A 16,793-nucleotide genomic window follows, 5' to 3' on the forward strand; every position below is an offset into this window, starting at 1 on the left:
TGCCGCAATTGGGTTATGGCGATGGTACGCCGGCGTATGGAAAAACCCGCGTTGATCTGCATCAAGACAAGCGTATGCACATGTGTGCATTATTTGTGCTTCGCAGAACGGACCCCGCCATGAACGCCCCCGCCTCCTTCTCCCGCGAACAGCTGCTGGCCAGCGCGCGCGGCGAACTGTTCGGCCCCGACAGTGGCCGCCTCCCGAACGACCCGATGCTGATGTTCGACCGCATCACCGAGATCCGCCAGGACGGGGGCGCGCACGGCAAGGGCATGGTGCGTGCGGAACTGGATATCCACCCGGACCTGTGGTTCTTCAAGTGCCACTTCATCGGCGATCCGGTGATGCCCGGCTGCCTGGGCCTGGATGCGATGTGGCAGCTGACCGGCTTCTTCCTGACCTGGATCGGCGCGCCGGGCCGCGGCCGCGCGCTCGGTTCCGGCGAAGTGAAGTTCACCGGCCAGGTGTTGCCCACCGCCAAGCGCGTCAGCTACGAGATCGACATCAGCCGCGTGGTCAACCGCAAGCTGGTGCTGGCCGTGGCCGACGGCCGCATGCTCGTGGACGGCCGCGAGATCTACACCGCGCGGGATCTGCGCGTGGGCCTGTTCACCTCGACGGAGAGCTTCTGATGCGTCGCGTCGTCATCACCGGCCTGGGCATCACCTCCTGCCTGGGCAACGATGCGGATACCGTGTCGGCCGCGCTGCGTGAAGGCCGTTCGGGCATCCGCCATATCCCGCAGTACGCCGAACTCGGCTTCCGCAGCCAGGTGGGCGGCGCGCCGGAGATCGACCTTGAGGCGCAGATCGACCGCAAGCAGAAGCGCTTCATGGGCGATGCCGCCGCGTTCGCGCACATCGCCCTGCGCGATGCGATCGCCGATGCCGGCCTGGACGAGGCGCTGGTCAGCCAGCCGCGCACCGGCCTGATCGCCGGTTCCGGTGGCGGTTCGGCGGAATGGCAGATCGAAGCCGCCGATCTGCTGCGCAGCCGGGGCATCCGAAAGGTCGGGCCGTACATGGTCCCGCGCACGATGTGCTCGACCGTGTCCGCCACGCTGGCCACCGCGTTCAAGATCAAGGGCGTGAGCTATTCGATCTCCGCCGCCTGCGCGACCTCCGCGCACTGCATCGGCGCGGCCGCGGACATGATCCGCGCCGGCCGCCAGGACATCATGTTCGCCGGTGGCGGTGAAGAGCTGCACTGGGCGCTGACGATGATGTTCGACGCCATGGGCGCGCTGTCCAGCAAGCGCAACGACGATCCGACCCATGCCTCGCGTCCTTACGATGCGGACCGCGACGGCTTCGTCATCGCCGGCGGCGGCGGCATGCTGGTGCTCGAGGACTACGACCACGCGGTGAAGCGCGGCGCGCACATCCATGCCGAACTGCTGGGCTACGGCGTGACCTCCGATGGCGCCGACATGGTGGCGCCGTCCGGTGAAGGCGCCGTGCGCTGCATGCGGATGGCGCTGGAAGGCGTCTCCCGGCCCCTGGACTACCTCAACACCCACGGTACCTCCACCCCGCTGGGCGACATCATCGAACTCGAGGCGATCCGCACCGCGCTCGCCGACACGCTGCCGCCGATCTCCTCCACCAAGGCGTTGTCCGGCCACTCGCTGGGCGCTGCCAGCGTGCATGAGGCGATCTACTGCCTGCTGATGATGCGCGATGGCTTCATCGCAGGGTCGGCCAACATCGAGACGCTGGACGAAGGCGCGGCGGGCTTCCCCATCGTGCAGGCCAGCCGCGACGCCACGCTCGACACGGTGATGTCCAACAGCTTCGGTTTCGGCGGCACCAACGCCAGCCTGGTGTTCGGCCGCGTCTGAGTGAGGTTCAGCGCGCGTCCACCGCGCGCCGCCCCAGCGCGGGATCGTCGGTGAAGAAGCCGCCGATCCCCAGCGCAAGATAGACGCGGATCTCGACAAGCGCTCCCGCCTCGTTGCGCGTGCGCGGGTCGCCGCCTTCCTGCAGGGCGGCGGGCAGGAAGTGATTCTCCGGCCGGAAGGTATATGGCCACACCTGAAGGCCCGCCCTGCGCGCATCCGCCATCAATGGCGTCGGCGCCCCCAGTGCGCCGTCCTCCGTCACCGGGATCAGCTGACGCGTCCACGGCCCGATGATGTCGGCATAGCCGGCGATGTCCTGCAACCCCTCGGGCGTCGTCAGGTCTGCGTAGCGTGTCGGCTTTCCCGCCGCCAGCGCATCGCCCGGCTGCGTGTCCGCCGGACCCAGCAACTGCAGCAGGCGGATGTTCCGGTGCGAAGGCCCAAGGTGCTTGCGCAGCTCGCGCAGGTTCGCCTGTTCGAACGACTGGATCACCACCGGCACTTCGCGCGTATACGCGTGCCCCGCCAGTGCCTGCAGCAGGCGTTCCTCCATCGGCAGGCTGATGCGCTGGAAGTGGCTGGGATGCTTGATCTCGGGAATCAGGCCTATCCTGCGACCGGTGCGCGCGGCGTGCTCCGACGCCAGCGCGATGATCTCGTCCAGCGTCGCGATTTCATATCGACCGTCGTGTGCCGTGCCACGCAGTCCGGGCAATCGCTCGCGTGCGCGCAGGGTCTTCAACTCGGCCAGGGTGAAGTCTTCGGTGAACCAGCCTTCGAACGCCTCCCCATCGATCACCTGCCGGCGCTTGCGGGCGGCGAAATCCGGCCGCTGCGCGACATCGGTGGTGCCGCCGATCTCGTTCTCGTGCCGCGCGACCAGCACGCCGTCGCGGGTGGCGACCAGATCCGGCTCGATAAAGTCCGCACCGTCCTCGATGGCGCGCGCATAGGCCGCCAGCGTGTGCTCCGGCAGCACCGCGCTCGCGCCCCGGTGCGCGATCACGACGGGGCGCCCCGGCGCCTCACCGGCGATGGCAGGTATGAGAGGCGCGACCACCATCAGGAGCGGCAGCAACGTGCGGAACGGCATCGAGTGGTCCTCATGGTGTCAGCATGCCACGGGCGCGGTGCCACCCGGAAAGCACAAAGCCCGGCAGGGCCGGGCTTTGGTGCAACGCGGGAGGAGAGAGGTGCCTCGTTGCGGAGAGGATTGTGCAGGCCGCGTGTTACAGGCGGGAGACAGGCGTCACCGGCGCGTCATGACGACAGCGCCAGCCCCCCTGCCGTCGGTGCCGCATCGCCGCTTGACAAACATTACATGTAAGCAATAGCTTTCATTTCATGACAGCCACCCGTCCCGCGATCAAGGCCTCCACGTTGCATGTCCGCAACTACCGGGAGCGCATGCGCGAGCAGGGCCTGGTGAAGAAGGACGTGTGGATCCGACCCGAGTACGCCGAAGAGCTGGCCGCCATCGAGAAATCGATGCGCGACGCCGAGCGCGACGCTGGCATCCCTTACCTGCCGACCCAGCCCGCCGAAGCCGGCTGGACCGTCGCCGCCATCCGCCATGCCCTGCAGCAAGCCAGCACCGTGCGCGACGGCCGGATCAGCCTGGAGACCATCGAGGGCGCGGAGCCCAGTCTGCATCTGGTGATGCACGAGTACGGCGACCTGTCGGTGTTCCTTGCCGTGGGCGGCGAGCAGATCCTGGTGGAGGCCTACCTGTGGCCGGTCGAGGACGTCACCGACGTGGCGGCGTTCAACGCCCACGTGCTCAGCACCCACGTGCTGCTGCCTCTCTCGACGATCGGTTTGCAGCGTATAGGCGGCGTGGCGGGCTACACCATGTTCGGCGCGCTGGATACGCACTCAAGCCTCGCCAATGTGATGTTCGAGATCGAGACGCTGGCCGAGAACGTCATCAGCGCCACAGAGGCCTATCGCCCCTTCCTGCGGACGGCTACGCGGAGGAAGGCCTGATGCCCGACACGCTGAAGACCCTGTTCAAGCGCATCCAGGAAGGCATGGAAGGCGTCGCCGATGCGGTACTGGGCGACCGTGCCGAACGCTTGCTGGACGAGGAGATCCGCGCCATCGACGACGCCCTGCACGGCGCACGCGGCGAGCATGCGGCGGCGAAGGCGCGGCGCGTGGCCAACGAGCAGCACCAGGCCGCCATCACCGCCCGCATCGGCGAAGCGGAGGCCCGGGTGGAAACCGCGCTGAAGCAGGGACGCGCGACGCTGGCGCGTACGGCCGCGGACCAGGTCGTCCACCTGGAGGCCGAACGCAGCCAGCGGATGCACGAGGGGCACGTGCTGGGCACGCAGGAGCGCCAGTTCGCGCACGTGGTCGAACAGCTCGAGGGCCGTCTGCGCCGACTGAAACACCAGTTGGATATCCTGCGCGCATCCAACCGCCTGCAGCGCGCACAGGCAACGGTGGCGCGGCGCCAGCCCGGCGATGCACTGTATCCGGAACCCGCGTTCGCCTCCGCGGCGCGCATGAAACAACGCCGTGCGCCCATTGAGGGGACAGGCGTCACGGGCCAGCGCAAGCACCGCAAGACCGCCGACGATCCGGCACAGGCCGTGCTGGACCGCGCACGCAAACGCATCACATCGTCCGCGCGCAAGCGCTGAATCTGGGGGAGCCACGATGACCGAGTTCCTGAACACCGTCCTGACCTTTCCCACGCTGGTGTACAGCGTGCTGCTCGCGTTCTGCACGGTGTACTGGTTGCTGGCGGCCACGGGCATTGTCGATTTCGACGCGGTCGATGGCTGGCTGACCACCGACGGCGACACGGCCGAACCCAACGTGGTGGCCGGCATGGTGGCCAGGCTTGGCCTGTCCGGCGTGCCGATGATGCTGGTCCTGACGGTCCTGTCCTTCTTCGGCTGGCTGATCACCTACTTCGCGCACCTGTTCCTGTTGCAGCACCTGCCGGATGGCCTGCGCTGGATCGCCGGTGCAGGCACGCTGATCGTCGCACTGCTGCCCGGCGCGCTGGTGACGTCGCTGCTGCTGCGCCCGCTGGCCGCCGTGATCGCACGCCTGCGCCCCCCGGTGCCGCCGTCCGTGCTCGGTCGCGCCGGCGCGGTGATCTCGCCGTACGCCGATGCCGACACGGGGCGCGCCCAGTTCGACGACGGCGGCGCCGGCCTGATCCTGCAGGTCCGCACGCTGCCGGGCGAACGGCTGGCGCGCGGCGACCGCGTCGTGCTGATCGAGCACCTGGAGTCCGACAACACCTACCGCGTCATGTCCGAAACCACCTTCCACCAGCAGTAAGCACCCGCGCCGTCTACAAGGAGTTCCGCAATGAGCACTGCATCGATCCTTCCCTTCGTCATCGGCCTCGGCGTCCTGCTGGTGCTGGGACTGGGCTTCATCGGCATCTTCAAGGCCTTCTACAAGAAGGTCGAACAGGGCACGGCCCTCATCGTCAACGACATGAGCTCGCAGCCCAAGGTGCATTTCACCGGCGCACTGATCATCCCCGTGCTGTACAAGGCCGAGCTGATGAAGATCAGCCTGATCACCCTGCAGGTCGACCGTCGCGGCAAGGAAGGCCTGGTCTGCAAGGACAACATGCGCGCGGACATCGCGGTGGCGTTCTACCTGCGCGTCAACGAGACCCCTGGCGACGTGCTGCGCGTGGCCAAGGCGATCGGCGCCGACCGCGCCTCGGACAAGCACGCGGTGGACGAACTGTTCAACGCCAAGTTCTCCGAGGCGCTGAAGACAGTCGGCAAGAAGTTCGACTTCACCGAGCTGTTCGACAAGCGCCAGGAGTTCCGCGACGAGATCGTCGCCGTCATCGGCCAGGACCTCAACGGCTACGTGCTGGAGGACGTCGCCATCGACTACCTGGAGCAGACGCCCAAGCACCTGCTCGACCCCAGCAACATCCTGGACGCCGAAGGCATCCGCAAGATCACCGAGCTGACCGCGCGCCAGAACGTGCAGACCAACGAGCTGGAGCAGAACGAGAAGCTCGCCATCACCAAGAAGAACACCGAAGCCCGCGAGGCGCTGCTGGCGCTGGAACGCCAGCAGGCCGAGGCCGAAGCGCGCCAGCAGCGCGAGGTCGAGACCGTGCGCGCCCGCGAGGCGGCCGAAACCGCCAAGGTGATCGAAGAGCAGCGCCAGGTGTCCGAGCGCGCGCGCCTGGAGACCGAAGAGCAGATCAAGATCCGCGAGCAGGAACAGCTGCGCCAGGTGGAAGTCGCCGAGCAGAACCGTCGCCGCGCCGTCGCCATCGAGCTCGAGCGCGTGGCCCGCGCCGAGCAGCTGGAACGCGTCAACACCGAGAAGGAAGTGCAGATGCAGGAAGTCGACCGCGACAAGGTGGTCGAGCAGGGCCGCATGGAAGTGGCGAACGTCGTGCGCGAGCGGACCCAGATCGAGCAGACCGTCGCCGTGGCCGAAGAGAAGATCAAGGAGACCCGCGAGGTCGCCGAGGCCGACCGTGCCAAGCAGGTGACCGTGCTGGCAGCGGAGGCAGCTGCCCAGGAGACGCTGGTCAAGGACGTGAAGGCCGCCGAAGCGGCAGAACAAGCCGCGCGCCACCGCGCCGTCGAGATGACCGTGCTGGCCGAGGCGGAACTGCAGGCCGCCGGCAAGCAGGCCGAAGCCAAGCGCGTGCTGGCCGACGGCGTGCGCGCCGAAAGCGCCGCGCCCGGCCTGGCCGAAGCGCAGGTACGGGAAGCCAACGCCGTGGCCATGGAGAAGACCGGCCTGGCCGAGGCCCGCGTGCTGGAAGCCAAGGCCGACGCCACCTACAAGCAGGGCAATGCCGACGCGCGCGTGCTGACCGAACGCCTGACCGCCGAAGCCGAAGGCGCGCAGAAGCTGGGCCAGGCCAACGCCAGCGCGACGCAGGCGATGGGCGATGCCGAAGCCAGCAACATCGCCAAGAAGATGTCCGCCGAGGCCGAGGGCCTGACCTCGAAGTTCGATGCGATGGGCAAGATGAGCCCGGATGCGCGCAGCCACGAGGAGTTCCGCATGCTGCTGGAAACCCAGCTGCGCCAGCTGCTGGCGTCGATCGACGCCGGCAAGGCGATCTCGCGCGAGAACGCCGAAGTGCTGGCCGGGGCACTGAAGAACGCCAACATCGAACTGATCGGTGGCGACGGCGGCGTCTTCAACGCACTGACCAAGGGCATCTCGCTGGGCAAGGCGCTGGAAGGCATCGTCGGCGAGAGTCCGATCGCCTCGCAGCTGCTGGGACGCCTGGCGGGCAGCGGCCTGCCCGCACCCGGTAGGCCGGCGGAAGCCACCGACGCCTGACGTCCTGTGCCTGAGCCGGGCCGGCGACGATGTGCGCCGGCCCTGATTTCCGCATCGACCGCCCAGGACGGGCGAGGATGAGGTCCGATGTCCGATACGCCGAATACCGATGCTCCCTCCGCCGAGACGCAGGTCGACCAGGCCGTCGCCCAGGGCGGCGCCTACGATGTGCTTCGCCGGCGCCTCGACGAGCAGGGCGCGCGTCTGCGTGCGCTCGTCGAAGCACTGAACACGCGCCGCCTGCAGGAGTTCGGCGACAGCCGCATGGAGGCCATTGGCCGCCTGCGCATACGCACCGAGCACAACTCCGTCGGGCGCGACATCGTGCAGGTCGGCGACCTGCTGCTGTTCGGCTTCAACGTCTACATGGGCCTGAAGGCGACCACCTCGGTCGCCGACGTGTTCGGCATCTACCGGCTGGTGGAGACGGGCGATGGCTACGATGTGGCGCCGGTCGACATCGCGGCGACCTTCCTGGCCGATGATGCGTTCCAGCGCGACTTCAGCGAGCTGTACAGCTATTACAAGGACGCGCGGCTGCTGCAGCTGATCGTCCGTGACGGCCGCCTGCTGATGGCCTTCCAGATCGGCCTGAAGAACACGGACGTGCGGGTGTTCCGCTGGACGCTTACGGCCGAGGGCGAGGTGAACTACCTTGATGCGCGCGGCGAGCGCGACATCGTGCTGCCGCCCCCGTTCGATTTCGAATGGACGCGGGCGACCAAGGACATGGAAGTCAGCGGCCGCCACCCGCACCTGAACATCCTCGACACCCTGTTCGTCGAGACCATCGGCGGCGACCTGACGCTGAAGGTGGAGAACAACACGGAGACCGGCGCGGGCGTCTACAGCGAACCGGTCGAGGACCGCACGCAGTCGCTGGACGACGCGCACATCGAGTTCGCGCGCGTGGGCTCGCTGATCCTGCTCAAGGTGCTGCCGTACCGCGAAAGCACGTGGCGCGGACTGGTCTACAACACGCAGACCGGCAAAGCGACCCGGCTGGATGCCATCGTGCAGGCCTGCATCCAGCTGCCCGAGGACCACGGCATCATCTTCCCGGGCGGCTACTACCTGCAGAACGGCGAACACAAGGCCTTCGACGCCGCCGTGCAGCACATGCAGTACAAGCGCACGATCCGTTCGCCGAACGGCGAAGACGTGATGTACGTCTTCTACGAGCGCGAGACCGGCCAGGCCGCCCTGCTCGTCTACAACCTGGTGCAGCGCCGCCTGCAGCCGCCGGTGCTCGCGCACGGCTATGCGCGCCTGCACGACGGGCGCATGGTGCTGTTCCGCGCCGAGAACGACGACCCCACTCGCGTCCACCCGATGCAGGTATGGCAGACGCCCTTCAGTTCCGACGAGTTCGCTGCAACGCGCCCGGCGGGCACCTCGTTCATGGCGAAGCTCGGCAACGCCGAACTGGTGCGCGCGGTCTCGAACCTGTTCGACCTGGCCCGCGAAATCGAACGACCGGACGTGTCCGCGCAGCGCTACCAGCTGCTGACGCACGGCACGCGACGCCTGTTCGACCTGCACCACTGGATCGACGACGCCCAGTGCGACGGCCTGGCCACGTTGCTGCACGAGATCGCCGGCACCGGCGAATCGGTGCTGGACGAGTACGAGAAGGTGCAGGAAATCCGGCGCCAGTCCGAGACGGCAATGGCACAGGCGCAGCGCGACCACCGTGCCCTGCTCGGCCGGCTGCAGCCGGAGGGATGGAACGGCATCGGCGAGTTCGTCGACGCACTGGGCGCGGTCTCCCGGCTGCGTGGGCACCTGTTGACGCTGCGCGACTTCCGCTACATCGATACCGCCGCCATCGACGCCATGACGGCCGCGCTGCAGGAGGCGCACGAGCGGGTCGGCGCGGCGACCGGGGAGTTCCTCGGCGGCGAGAAGGCACTCGCGCCCTTCCAGCAGCGCCTGATCGAGTTGGATGCACGCGCGCAGAAGGCCGCCAGTGCGCGCGAACTGGCCGACGCCATCGAGGCCATGCAGGGCATGGCCGGCGAACTCGACATGCTGTCCGAGCTGATGGCGACACTGCGGGTGGACGACGCGACCCAGCGAACCCGCGTGGTCGACGCGCTGTCGGCCATCTACGCCCGCCTCAACCAGACCCGCGCACGCGCCACCCAGCGACGCCGCGAGCTCGGCTCCGCCGAAGCCGTCGCCCAGTTCGGCGCGCAGTTCACGCTCTTCAGCCAGGCCGTGAGCAACGCATTGGCGATGGCCACTACGCCGGAGCGTGCCGATGAGCAGCTATCGCGCCTGATGGTGCAGCTGGAGGAACTGGAGAGCCAGTTCGGCGAACACGAACAGTTCCTCAGCGACATCCTGTCCAAGCGCGAGGAGATGCTGGACGCCTTCGAGGCGCACAAGCAGGCGCTGCTCGACGAGCGCCAGCGCAAGGCGCAGTCGGTGCAGGAAGCGGCCAACCGCATCCTGGAGGGCCTCGGTCGGCGTACCGAGCGCTTCACCACGCCGGACGAACTCAACGCCTTCTTCGCCGGCGACGCCCTGATCCTGAAGCTGCGCGAGCTGGCCGGCCGCCTGCGCGAGCTGAAGGACTCGGTGAAGGCCGACGACATCGAGGCGCGGATCAAGGGCGCGCGCGACCAGGCGGTGCGCGCGCTGCGCGACCGCAGCGATCTTTTCGAAGATGGCGGCAATGTCATCCGTCTCGGTCCGCGCCACCGTTTCAGCGTCAACACGCAGCCCTTGGACCTGACGCTGATCCCGCGCGGCGACACGCTGGCCGTGCACCTGACCGGTACCGACTACCTGGAGCCGCTGCAGGAACCGGCACTGGATGCGCTGCGCGCCTACTGGGACGTCAGCCTCGAATCCGAATCGCCCTCGCTCTACCGCGGCGAGTATCTTGCGTGCCGTCTGCTGGACGACGCGCTGGCGGGCGAAGGCGGACTGCGCGTGCAGGCGCTGGAGCAAGCGCTGGCCGATCCCGAAGCGCTCGACAGGATCGTCCGCGAGTACGCCGCGCCGCGTTATCGCGAAGGCTACGAGAAGGGCATCCACGACCACGACGCGGCGGCGATCCTGCGCGCCTTCCTTCCCTTGCGCAATGCCGCGGGCACCTTGCGGCACGCGCCGGCCGCGCGTGCGCTTGCGGTCGCCTGGTGGTGCCGCAGCGACGCGATGCCGCAGGAGGCGATCGACCGCATCCGGGCCTCCCGCGCGATCGATGCCCTGTCGTCGGCGGGCCGCGCCGTGGCGACGCTGCGCGACGAGCTGGCGGCCACGATCTGCGAATGGATGCAGCGCGATGCGCTGCCCTTCGTCACCACCGATGCGACGGCGGCGGCCACGTTCCTGGTGGACACCGTCACCACGGCGACACCGACCTTCCGGTTCACCCACTACGCCGACGCCCTGGCATCCGCGCTCCGCGCGCGCCTGGTCGACGATGCCGGCGGTGCCGTGCTGGCCAGCGCACTGCAACGGCTGGAGGCGAAACCCGCCGCGGCGTGGTCGCTGCTCCGGCAGGCGCTCGAAGCCCTGACCGCCCTGCCCGACCACGCACATCTCGCCGTCTACGTGCCGGAAGCCATCGCGCTGCTACGGCATGGCCCGCACCTGACCCACGTGGTCGAACACGTCACGCTGATGGCCACCGTCGACGGCCTGCTGGGCGAACACGCGCGCATCCGCGAGGGACGCCTGGCGCTGGCGGTGGACGATCTGCCGGCCCGCTTCGCCGCGCACCGCGAACAGTTCCTGCCGGCATGGCAGCAGTACCAGGCATTGCGCGGCGAAGTGGCACAGCGGGAGCGCGCGGCGATGCGCCTGTCCGAGTTCAAGGCGCGTCCGTTGAGCTCCTTCGTGCGCAACCGGCTGATCAACGACGTCTACCTGCCCGTCATCGGCGACAACCTCGCCAAGCAGATGGGCACCGTCGGCGAGAACAAGCGCAGCGACCTGATGGGCCTGCTGATGATGATTTCGCCGCCCGGCTACGGCAAGACCACACTGATGGAATACGTGGCGCACCGGCTGGGGCTGGTCTTCATGAAGGTCAACGGCCCGGCGCTCGGCCACGAGGTGCGTTCGCTGGATCCGGCGCAGGCGCCGGATGCGACCTCGCGGCAGGAGCTGGAGAAGCTCAACCTGGCGCTGGAGATGGGCAACAACGTGATGCTGTACCTGGACGACATCCAGCACACGCATCCGGAGTTCCTGCAGAAGTTCATCTCGCTGTGCGACGGCACGCGCCGCATCGAGGGTGTCTGGCGCGGCAAGACCAAGACCTACGACATGCGCGGGCGCAAGTTCGCGGTGGTGATGGCGGGCAATCCGTACACGGAATCCGGCGAAGTCTTCAAGATCCCGGACATGCTGGCCAACCGCGCCGATATCTACAACCTGGGCGATGTGCTCGGCGGCATGGAAGACGCCTTCCTGCTGAGCTACGTGGAGAACTGTCTGACGTCGAATCCGGTACTGGCCCCGCTCGCCACCCGCGACATGGCCGACCTCTACCTGCTGGTCGACAAGGCGCGCGGAAAAGACGTCAGCACCAACCAGCTCTCGCATGCCTACAGCGGCGCGGAGATCGGCGAGATCGTCGCGGTGCTGCAGCGCCTGCTGACCGTGCGCGACATGGTCTACCGCGTCAACCAGCAGTACATCGCCAGTGCCGCGCAGGCGGACAAATACCGGGTGGAGCCGCCCTTCCGGCTGCAGGGCAGCTACCGCAACATGAACAAGCTGGCGGAAAAGATCTCGCCGGTGATGAATGCTGCCGAGCTGCAGCAGTTGATTTCCGACCACTACCTGGGCGAAGCGCAGTTGCTGACCACCGGCGCCGAGGAGAACCTGCTCAAGCTCGGCGAGCTGCGCGGCACGCTGACCGCCGAGGAACAGGCACGCTGGCAGCAGATCAAGGCCGACTTCCTGCGCAACAAGGCGATGGGCGCGGAGGATGCGGATGTCGGTGGCCGTGTGGTCGCGCAACTGGCCGACATCGCCGTCGGTCTGCAGCGGCTCGGCGAACCTGTCCCTGTGGAACCCCCTGCCCCTGCGCCATGGGAGGCATTGCTTTCCGCCCTGCATGCACTGCGCACGCCGGAGACGACCACGCCTTCCACGTCCGCTCCCGTGGCGCCTGTGCTCGATACTGCTCCCGTGCTGGAAGCCCTGCAGCAGACGATGGTGCGGCAGGACCAGCTCAACGCTGCCGTCGTCGCGCTGGCACAGGCGATGCGCAGCCACGGGCCGGCCCCGGCGTCTGCAGGTACGCGCAAGGCGAAGGCCCGGTCGCCGCGCGAAGCGGAATTCGACCAGGTCATCGCCAGCCTCGCCTTCAAGGAAGAACGTCCGACGCCCATCCTGGACATATCGCCATCGACGCCCGACACGGATGAAGAAGGAGAGCCGCGGACGTGAGCCTGCCGCTTCCCCCGGACGCCGACACCCTCGGCGTGGCCGAGCACGCCGCCGCCATCCGCGCATTGGCCCAGGCCGGCGCGGGCGATCTGCAGGCGACGCTGCGCGACCTGCGTACGGTGCTGCTGTCCGCCGATCCGCGCGCCTTGCGCCGGAGCGTCGGTTTCTGGGGCCGGCTGCTCGGTCGCGACATCCGTCTCGCCGCCGAGGCACGGTCGCTGCGCGAACGCAGCGGCATCCTGCTGCGGCAGGCCGGCTTCGAGGCATCCCGGCTGCGCAACCAGCACGCAACGCTCGTCACGCATGCGCAGCAGTTGCGCGAGGCCTGTGCGAAGCTGCAGCACGAGATCGACGGACTCGCGCACCAGCAGGCCACGACGGAAGGCGGCATACCGCGCCTAACGCATCTCATCACCCTGCGCAGCGCCTACGAGGTGACCGCCAGCCAGTTGGACCTCGTCGCCGCCAATGCGCTCGCCATCGCCGAGCGCCACGCGCAGCAGCTGCCGCGGCTCACCGTGCTGCTGGACCAGCAGCTGGGCGTCGCCGCCGGTGCCGGCCACGGAATGCAGCTATCCTCCGCCATGCAGACGATAGACGCACTGGAAGCCCATATCGAACACCTGCCCGCGCCGCCCGTCGTATCCGCGACGTCGGCGCGCACCACCCACACCCAGGAGGCCCCATGACGACGACGAACCCCGAACAGACGCTCGTGCCCGCGGCGCTGTCGCCGCAGTTGCTGACCGACCTGGGCCTGGAAAGCGCCGACATCCCGCGCATCCAGGAGGCCACGAAGGCGCTGCAGGACATCGCGCCCGGCAACCTGCACACCTACGGCCGCGAAGCGACCACCAAGACCAGCGCCTTCAGCACGCAACTGCTGGACAAGGTCCGCAACGCCGATCTGGACAGCAGCGGCGACAAGCTGGGCGAAGTCGTGCGCATCGCCCGCTCGCTCAACCTCGAATCGTTCCATGGTCGCTCGAAGCTGCCCATCCTCGGCCCGCTGATCGACAAGATGCGCGCGACCAGGGATGACCTGGTCCAGCGCTACAGCTCCACCAATCGCCAGATCGACCAGCTGATGGCCGACGTCGGCAAGACCCAGCAGATCCAGCAGCAGCGCGTGCGCGAGTACGACCAGATGCACGACATCGTGCTGGAAGAACGCCGCGAGCTGGGCGTGCATGTGGCCGCCGGCCGCGTGCGCATCGCCGAACTGGAGGCGGAGCTGGCGTCGCTGTCGGGGAAGGAAGATCCGGAATCCCGCACGCGCCGTGCCGCCCTCGATACCGCACTGCGCCTGATCGACAAGCGCGTGTCCGACCTGCAGGTACTGCAGCACGCGGCCGACCAGACACTGCCGATGATCCGCCTGATCCAGGCCAACGCGATCCAGCTGATCGAGAAGTTCAGCGCCGTGCGCGACATCACCATCCCGATGTGGCGCAACCAGTTCGCCATCCAGCTGTCGCTGGCCGACCAGCGCAACGCGGTCGAACTGGCCAATGCCATCGACGACGCCAGCAACGAACTGATGCGCAAGAACGCCGAACTGGTCCATTCGACCGCCGTCGGCACCGCACGCGCCAACCAGCGCTCGGTGATCGACATCGAGACCCTGCGCACCGTCAACGAGACCCTCATCCGCACGGTGGAGGAAGTCCGCGAGATCCACCGAGAAGGCATGGCCAGGCGCAGGCAGCTTTCGACGGAGCTCGTCGACATGCGCGAGGACCTGGAGAAGCGGTTGGCGCTGCCGACGGCGGGCAACGGCACGCCGTAGCGCGCGTAGGACGCACCCGCTGCCGGCCAGGTCCACGCATCGCCGCATTGGCAGTGCGCGTGGACGGCGAAGATCGGCGTGTGCGCCTTTCCGGATTCGATGCTGGCGACGGGGGCTGCGGCATGGTGGAGCCTGTCGACGCCACTGCGTCACGTCACATCACGTTATCGACGATTTCTTCGGTCCCGACGCTGCGCTTTCCTTCGCTCGGCGCGGCCAACGCGCTCCCGCGCGGTTAAACTGGCCCGCCGCACGGATGACCGCGCCGGGACAGCATCGGATCGAAGAGAAGAAGATGAGCGACGACGCCTATGTCACCTCCCGTCAGGCCAGTGGGTTGAAGGCCTGGGCATGCCATCCTGACAAGCGCCTGCTGGCAGGAAGCATGGACAGGACGATCGACCGCCGATGACGACCACCCTGATCCGCAACGCGGAGGTGTACGCGCCCGAATCGCTGGGGCGCCGTGATCTGCTGCTTGGTGGCGGCAAGGTGCTCTGGATCGGGACCGATGCACCCGATCTTCCCGCCGCCTTCGGCGCGCAGGTGCTGGACCTCAGTGGCCGTCGGCTGCTGCCGGGGCTGATCGACGGCCACGTGCACGTCACCGGCGGCGGCGGTGAGGCCGGCTTCGCCAGCCGGGTGCCTGCGCCGACGCTGTCGCGCTATACCCGCAGCGGCGTGACCACGGTGGTCGGCCTGCTGGGCACCGACGATGTCGCCCGCGGCACGCGCGAACTGCTGGCCCACGTCAACGCACTGCGCGAGGAAGGCCTGTCGGCCTGGGGATATGCCGGCGGCTACCATCTGCCGCCGGCCACCCTGACTGGCAGCGTGCGTGCGGACCTGGTCTTCATCGATTGCCTGATCGGCGTGGGCGAGCTGGCGATCAGCGATCACCGCTCCAGCCAGCCGACCCTGGACGAATTGCTGCGGATCGCGTCCGAAGCGCACGTGGCCGGGCTGATGACCGGCAAGGCGGGCATCGTCCACCTGCACCTGGGCGACGGCTCGCGCGGCCTGGACCTGGTGCGGCGCGCGCTCGACCAGAGCGAACTGCCCCCGCGGGTGTTCAACCCGACCCACGTCAATCGGCGCAAGGCGTTGTTCGAGGAAGCCATTGCGCTGGCGCGGCGCGGCTGCAGCATCGACATCACCGCCTTCCCGGTGGACGAAGGCGAGGACGCATGGAGCGCGGCCGATGCGCTGGTCCGCTACCTCGACAGCGGCGCACCGCGCGATCGGGTCACCGTCAGTTCCGACGCCGGCGGCTGCCTGCCCTGCTTCGACGCGCAGGGCCGCGTGTGCAGCATGGACGTCGGCCACTCCGGCGCCCTGGTCGACACGCTGCGCGAGCTGCTGACCCGCGGCATCGCCCTGCAGGACGCGCTGCCGGCCTTCACGTCCAACGTCGCCGGGCTGCTGCGGCTGCCGGGCAAGGGCCGCATCGCGGTGGGTGCCGACGCGGACCTGGTGGCGCTGGACGCCGACGGCGCGGTGACCGACGTGTTCGCCGGTGGCCGCCCGCACCTGCGCGATGGCGCGGTGCTGCGGCGTGGTACGTTCGAATCGCAAGACACCTGAAGCACCGGAGCACTCGATGCCAAGCAAGCCCGTCAACGGGGAACACCGCGGCTGGATCATCCCGATCGGCGGCGCAGAGGACAAGGACACCAACCCGCGCATCCTGGCGCGTTTCGTCGAACTGAGCGGCGGCGCCGACGCCGACATTGTCGTCATCCCGACCGCGAGCCGGCTGAAGGATTCCGGCACCCGCTACGAGACGCTGTTCCAGGGCATGGGGGCGGCGCGGGTCGAGGTGCTGGACTTCGACACCCGCCGCGATTGCCAGGAGGAAGGCCGTCTGGCGCGGCTGGCGGAGGCCAGCGGCATCTTCTTCACCGGCGGCAACCAGCTGCGCCTGTCCACCATCCTCGGTGGCACCCAGGTGGCGCGCTGCATCCGCCTGCGCAACGCCCAGGGGGTGACGGTGGCCGGCACCAGCGCCGGTGCCGGGTTCCTGAGCGAGCACATGATCGCCTTCGGTGCCGAGGGCTCGTCGCCGCGCGCCAGCAGCGTGCGCCTGGCGCCGGGGCTGGGCCTGACCAACCGCTTCGTGATCGACCAGCACTTCCGCCAGCGCGACCGTCTGGGCCGCCTGACCGCGGCGCTGGGCTACAACCCGTTCGCGATCGGCATCGGCCTGGACGAGGACACCGCCGCCTTCATCTCCCCCGACGATACGCTCGAGGTCGAAGGCAGCGGCGCGGTCACCGTGGTCGACGCTCACGACCTGCAGTTCTCCTCAATGGCCCAGGCCGGCGAGGACGATCCCGTCTGCCTGCTGGGGCTGGGCGTCCACATCCTGATCGCCGGCGCCACCTTCAACCTGCATACGCGGCGGGCTTCGGCCGGCCGACTGGCGACCCGCAAGACCTGATCCGA

Annotated in this window: 12 protein-coding genes; 11 read left to right on the forward strand and 1 reads right to left on the reverse strand. The window is 68.4% G+C overall.

Going from position 1 to position 16,793, the window contains the following annotated elements; all coding sequences use genetic code 11:
* Positions 1-119: 119 nt before the first annotated feature.
* Both fabA and fabB read left to right on the forward strand, forming a co-directional pair.
* Positions 120-635, forward strand: a complete 516-nt coding sequence (fabA, locus tag IAE60_RS01775) for a 3-hydroxyacyl-[acyl-carrier-protein] dehydratase FabA (protein ID WP_185894387.1) — start codon at positions 120-122, stop codon at positions 633-635.
* Complete coding sequence (gene fabB / locus IAE60_RS01780; RefSeq protein ID WP_187573630.1) at positions 635-1,843, forward strand: beta-ketoacyl-ACP synthase I; 1,209 nt, start codon at positions 635-637, stop codon at positions 1,841-1,843. Before fabA ends, fabB begins: the two co-directional genes overlap by 1 nt.
* A gap of 7 nt (positions 1,844-1,850) precedes the next feature.
* On the opposite strand, the gene IAE60_RS01785 is transcribed toward fabB, so the two are convergent.
* A complete protein-coding gene (locus tag IAE60_RS01785) occupies positions 1,851-2,936 on the reverse strand; it encodes a glycerophosphodiester phosphodiesterase (RefSeq protein WP_187573631.1) in 1,086 nt (361 codons plus the stop codon).
* Positions 2,937-3,187: 251 nt separating this feature from the next.
* Here IAE60_RS01785 and IAE60_RS01790 point away from each other — a divergent pair, with 251 nt between their 5' ends.
* The 9 genes from IAE60_RS01790 (at position 3,188) to IAE60_RS01830 (ending at position 16,788) form a co-directional block, all read left to right on the forward strand.
* Positions 3,188-3,829 carry a YjfI family protein gene (locus IAE60_RS01790; protein ID WP_162108258.1) on the forward strand — a complete coding sequence of 214 codons (642 nt, stop codon included), beginning with the start codon at positions 3,188-3,190 and terminating at the stop codon, positions 3,827-3,829.
* Positions 3,829-4,491 (forward strand): PspA/IM30 family protein, encoded by a 663-nt coding sequence (locus tag IAE60_RS01795; RefSeq protein WP_187573632.1) that lies wholly within the window; start codon positions 3,829-3,831, stop codon positions 4,489-4,491. The genes IAE60_RS01790 and IAE60_RS01795 overlap by 1 nt, the downstream gene beginning before the upstream one ends.
* A 16-nt stretch (positions 4,492-4,507) precedes the next feature.
* On the forward strand, positions 4,508-5,143 hold the full coding sequence (locus IAE60_RS01800; protein ID WP_187573633.1) for a hypothetical protein: 636 nt from the start codon (positions 4,508-4,510) through the stop codon (positions 5,141-5,143).
* Positions 5,144-5,173: 30 nt separating this feature from the next.
* Positions 5,174-7,147 carry a flotillin family protein gene (locus tag IAE60_RS01805; protein ID WP_187573634.1) on the forward strand — a complete coding sequence of 658 codons (1,974 nt, stop codon included), beginning with the start codon at positions 5,174-5,176 and terminating at the stop codon, positions 7,145-7,147.
* Positions 7,148-7,234: 87 nt separating this feature from the next.
* A complete protein-coding gene (locus IAE60_RS01810; RefSeq protein WP_187573635.1) occupies positions 7,235-12,559 on the forward strand; it encodes a DNA repair ATPase in 5,325 nt (1,774 codons plus the stop codon).
* Positions 12,556-13,248, forward strand: coding sequence for a hypothetical protein (locus tag IAE60_RS01815; protein WP_187573636.1), 693 nt, complete (start codon positions 12,556-12,558; stop codon positions 13,246-13,248). Before IAE60_RS01810 ends, IAE60_RS01815 begins: the two co-directional genes overlap by 4 nt.
* A complete protein-coding gene (locus IAE60_RS01820) occupies positions 13,245-14,348 on the forward strand; it encodes a toxic anion resistance protein (protein ID WP_187573637.1) in 1,104 nt (367 codons plus the stop codon). The genes IAE60_RS01815 and IAE60_RS01820 overlap by 4 nt, the downstream gene beginning before the upstream one ends.
* 408 nt (positions 14,349-14,756) lie before the next feature.
* Positions 14,757-15,932 (forward strand): beta-aspartyl-peptidase, encoded by a 1,176-nt coding sequence (gene iadA, locus IAE60_RS01825; RefSeq protein WP_187573638.1) that lies wholly within the window; start codon positions 14,757-14,759, stop codon positions 15,930-15,932.
* 16 nt (positions 15,933-15,948) lie between these two features.
* The gene (locus IAE60_RS01830) at positions 15,949-16,788 is read left to right on the forward strand and encodes a cyanophycinase (RefSeq protein WP_187573639.1); all 840 of its coding nucleotides are present in this window, start codon (positions 15,949-15,951) and stop codon (positions 16,786-16,788) included.
* The last annotated feature ends 5 nt before the right edge of the window (positions 16,789-16,793 follow it).

Origin of the sequence: Pseudoxanthomonas mexicana (assembly GCF_014397415.1) — a bacterium.
GTDB classification, from domain to species: domain Bacteria; phylum Pseudomonadota; class Gammaproteobacteria; order Xanthomonadales; family Xanthomonadaceae; genus Pseudoxanthomonas_A; species Pseudoxanthomonas_A mexicana.

Coding starts and splice junctions, on each gene's coding strand:
- fabB (WP_187573630.1), top strand. CDS start 635: ATGCGTCGCGTCGTCATCACCGGCCTGGGCATCACCTCCTGCCTGGGC.
- IAE60_RS01790 (WP_162108258.1), top strand. CDS start 3,188: ATGACAGCCACCCGTCCCGCGATCAAGGCCTCCACGTTGCATGTCCGC.
- IAE60_RS01785 (WP_187573631.1), bottom strand. CDS start 2,936: ATGCCGTTCCGCACGTTGCTGCCGCTCCTGATGGTGGTCGCGCCTCTC.
- IAE60_RS01830 (WP_187573639.1), top strand. CDS start 15,949: ATGCCAAGCAAGCCCGTCAACGGGGAACACCGCGGCTGGATCATCCCG.
- IAE60_RS01820 (WP_187573637.1), top strand. CDS start 13,245: ATGACGACGACGAACCCCGAACAGACGCTCGTGCCCGCGGCGCTGTCG.
- iadA (WP_187573638.1), top strand. CDS start 14,757: ATGACGACCACCCTGATCCGCAACGCGGAGGTGTACGCGCCCGAATCG.
- IAE60_RS01805 (WP_187573634.1), top strand. CDS start 5,174: ATGAGCACTGCATCGATCCTTCCCTTCGTCATCGGCCTCGGCGTCCTG.
- IAE60_RS01800 (WP_187573633.1), top strand. CDS start 4,508: ATGACCGAGTTCCTGAACACCGTCCTGACCTTTCCCACGCTGGTGTAC.
- fabA (WP_185894387.1), top strand. CDS start 120: ATGAACGCCCCCGCCTCCTTCTCCCGCGAACAGCTGCTGGCCAGCGCG.
- IAE60_RS01810 (WP_187573635.1), top strand. CDS start 7,235: ATGTCCGATACGCCGAATACCGATGCTCCCTCCGCCGAGACGCAGGTC.
- IAE60_RS01795 (WP_187573632.1), top strand. CDS start 3,829: ATGCCCGACACGCTGAAGACCCTGTTCAAGCGCATCCAGGAAGGCATG.